Annotated in this window: 3 protein-coding genes; all 3 read left to right on the plus strand. The window is 72.3% G+C overall.

The window, feature by feature from the left end; all coding sequences use genetic code 11:
• The coding region (locus Q1K57_RS01855; protein ID WP_300078371.1) for a DUF2156 domain-containing protein at positions 1-558 on the plus strand (558 nt) is incomplete at its 5' end.
• Positions 551-1,876, plus strand: coding sequence for an alpha/beta hydrolase-fold protein (locus Q1K57_RS01860; protein WP_300078373.1), 1,326 nt, complete (start codon positions 551-553; stop codon positions 1,874-1,876). The genes Q1K57_RS01855 and Q1K57_RS01860, both read left to right, overlap by 8 nt.
• A 259-nt stretch (positions 1,877-2,135) precedes the next feature.
• Positions 2,136-2,380 (plus strand): DEAD/DEAH box helicase (locus Q1K57_RS01865; RefSeq protein WP_366525317.1); only part of this gene is annotated, 245 nt, incomplete at its 3' end.

Consider the following 2,380-nt stretch of genomic DNA (forward strand, 5'->3'; position numbering starts at 1 on the left):
CTGCCCGAGATGGGCTTCACCCTCGGCGGCCTCGCCGAGATGGACGACGACGACACCCGGCTCCTGCTCGCCGTCGACGCCGAGGGCACCGTGCAGGCCGTCACCTCGTGGATGCCGATCCACCGCGACGGCACGGTCGTCGGCCTCACCCTCGACGTGATGCGCCGCCGCGAGGAGGGCTTCCGCCCCGCCATGGAGTTCCTCATCGCCCGCGCCGCCCTCGACGCGCAGGCCGAGGGACTCGAGGTGTTGTCGCTCTCCGGCGCGCCGTTGGCCCGCAGCGGCCAGATCGCCGACGACCTCGACCTCGTCCCCTCCTCCAACCTGCTCGACCCGGTGCTCGAGGTTCTCGGCACCCTGCTCGAGCCGGTCTACGGCTTCCGGTCGCTGCTCGCGTTCAAGGCGAAGTTCGCCCCCCGCTTCGTCCCGCTCTACCTCGCCGTCCCCGACATCGTGGACGCGCCCACGGTGGGCCTGGCCATCGCCCGCGCCTACCTGCCCGGCCTCGGCGCGGCGGATGCCGCCCGGTTCGCCCAGAAGCTGGTGCGCAGTGAATGAGCTGTTCGCCGCCGTCCCCCTCCTCGCGCCGTGGGTGTTGCCGGTGGCCTACGCGCTGGCGGCAGTGGTCGTCGGACTGCTCTGGCTCACCCGCACGCGTCGTCTGACCTGGCCGCGCCAGGTCGCTCTGGTCATCGCGGCCGGTGCGGTCGGCGTCCTGGCCTGGCTGGCGGTGGACGTGTGGTGGCACCCCGTGGCCGACGGCATCGGCCGCTACGTGTGGGCGTGGGTGGCTGTGATCGCGCTGGTCGTGCTGCAGGTGGTCACCAGGCGCGGCCCCCGGCGAGCCCGGTTCTCCCTCGGACGCCGCGCGGGCGCCGTGGGTGCCGGATTGGCGGCGACCATCGGCGTCCTCGTCGCCGCACTGTTGGCGGTCAACGCGCACTTCGGCGCCTACCCGACGCTGTCGGCTGCGCTCGGCCTCGGCATCGAGACGACAACGCTGGATGCCGTGGCGACCGCGGACCCGGCGAATGGGCGCCCGGCGGGTCCGCTCGTGGACTCGTGGACGCCACCCCTCGGCATGCCCGCTGCAGGACAGATCGTCACCGCCGACATCCCGGCCAGCGACCCGAACTTCACGCCGCGCACGGCCTACGTCTACCTGCCGCCTGCCTACCTCACGGAGAGCCGACCTGTGCTGCCGGTCCTCGTCCTGCTGTCGGGTCAGCCGGGTGAGCCGCGCGACTGGCTGACCGCTGGCTCACTGCAGAAGAGCGTGGACGCCTACGCCCAGGCCCACGACGGACTGGCGCCGGTCATCGTCATCCCCGACCCGCTGGGCGCCTCGACGGCGAACCCGTTGTGCAGCGACGCCTACCAGGGCAACGTGGCCACCTACGTACAGACCGACGTGCCCGCGTGGATCGACCGCAACCTCCAGGTCGACCCCGACCGGAACCGGTGGGCCATCGCCGGGCTGTCCAACGGGGCGACATGCGCCCTCCAAGTGGTCACCCGCGCGCCGACGCTGTTTCGGACCTTTCTCTCGATGTCGGGCGAAGCACACCCGACACTGGGCTCGGAGGAAGCCACCATCGAGCAGGCGTTCGGGGGCGACCAGGCTGCCTACGCGGCGAACGACCCGCTGAGCCTGCTGGCGAAGAACCGGTATGAGGGCATCACAGGCCTGTTCTCCGTCGGTGCCGACGACGCCGAGTACCGGCCCCAGATGGAGCAGGTGGAGGCTGCGGCGGCGGCGTCCGGAATGACCGTCGAGACCCGGACCTACCCCGGCGGGCACGGCTGGAACGTCTGGTCGGCGGCCCTGGCCGACCAAGTCGGCTGGCTCGGCGACCGGCTCGGCATCACCGCCTGAGTCTGCACGTCTTACCGTCTCCTGCTACCGGACGGCGGCGCGGGCCCTCACTGGAAGATCCGGGTCGGCAGACCAGCCCGGATCTTCCAGTGAGCCCGGCTCACCCGCGCCGACGACCTGCGCCAGCCGCACCGCGGACGGGACCCGCGCGGTGCCGCCAGGCCGGTGTCGCCGAGCAGCCCGCGGCAACCGGGTGCCCCGTGGCTCGTGCGGCGGCACCACCACCCACTACGGTTGATCGGTGAGCGAGACCGAATCCCTGCCCGAGACCACCCTGACGTTCGACGACCTCGGCCTGGATGCGAAGATCCTCGCCGCGCTAGCCGACCTCGGCTACGAGGCCCCGTCGCCCATTCAGGCGGACACGATTCCGGCGCTCCTGGCCGGCCGCGACGTCATGGGCCTCGCCCAGACCGGCACCGGCAAGACGGCGGCGTTCGCGCTGCCCATCCTGCAGCGGCTCGACCACAAGCAGAAGCGCCCGCAGGCTCTCGTGCTCGCGCC

It is taken from the genome of Propioniciclava sp., assembly GCF_029977985.1.
In the GTDB taxonomy this organism is placed as follows: domain Bacteria; phylum Actinomycetota; class Actinomycetes; order Propionibacteriales; family Propionibacteriaceae; genus Propioniciclava.